This window comes from Bacillus sp. FJAT-22090, assembly GCF_007676755.1.
GTDB lineage: Bacteria > Bacillota > Bacilli > Bacillales_A > Planococcaceae > Psychrobacillus.
The window spans coordinates 1-429 of the sequence record NZ_VEBK01000040.1 but is presented as its reverse complement, the minus strand read 5'-3'; the positions used below and the strand labels follow the sequence as shown (position 1 = coordinate 429).

Genomic DNA, 429 nt, shown 5'->3' with positions numbered 1-429 from the left:
TATCATTCGAGCAAAAGGTGTCCGCATCCGAGCAGAAAGAGTGTCTATGCGAGCATAAAAGGTCCGCATCCGAGCATAAGAATATCATTCGAGCAAAAGTGTCCGCATCCGAGCATAAAGAGTGTCTATGCGATCCTAAAAGGTCCGCATCCGAGCATAAGAATGCGATCCGAGCAAAAGGTGTCCGCAACCGAGCATAAAGAGTGTCTATCCGAGCATAAAAGTTCCGCATCCGAGCATAAGAATATCATTCGAGCAAAAGGTGTCCGCAACCGAGCAGAAAGAGTGTCTATCCGAGCATAAAAGGTTCGTATCCGAGCATAAGAATATCATTCGAGCAAAAGGTATCCGCATCCGAGCAGAAAAAGTGTCTATCCGAGCATAAAAGGTTCGCATCCGAGCATAAGAATATCATTCGAGCAAAAGGTG

1 protein-coding gene is annotated in these 429 nt (G+C 45.9%); it reads left to right on the top strand.

Going from position 1 to position 429, the window contains the following annotated elements; translation table 11 throughout:
• On the top strand, positions 1 to 200 hold a 200-nt coding region (locus FS486_RS20355), incomplete at its 5' end, for a hypothetical protein (protein WP_222122608.1).
• Positions 201 to 429: the final 229 nt, after the last annotated feature.